At 49.5% G+C, this 408-nt stretch carries 1 pseudogene; it reads right to left on the bottom strand.

Annotated features, from left to right (window positions below):
• Positions 1-408: pseudogene (locus AC4MRV_RS18585) on the bottom strand (hypothetical protein); the annotation flags it as partial.

Below are 408 nucleotides of genomic sequence, written 5' to 3'. Positions count from 1 at the left end.
CTTTAGATGGTGCTTGTACCTGCTCTTGTTGTGCAAGTAAATCTTCTTGCTCTATCTCAGTGCTTTCTGCACCACTCGTCGAGCTTGCTTCATCTAGTGCAACTTGTGGCGAGACATCTGTGGCAACGCTAGGTTCTGAGTCTTCGATTGTTGGAGACTCAACCTCATCAATTGCAGCCGTTAACCAATCCTCGTCCTCTTCGCTATCGTCTGGTTCATGTGTCTCTACCGAATCAGCTTCTACATCGGTTGAAGACTCATCGCTGCTTAGCGCTTGGTCAATAGAATCAACATCAGCATTCTCAACTTCATCAATTGCTGCAGTCAGCCAATCTTCTTCACCTTCGTCGGGTTGCTCTGGCTCTGGCTCTGGCTCTGGCTCTGGCTCTGGCTCTGGCTCTGGCTCTG

This window comes from Vibrio sp., from assembly GCF_984391705.1.
This window is presented reverse-complemented; position numbering and strand designations above follow the sequence as displayed.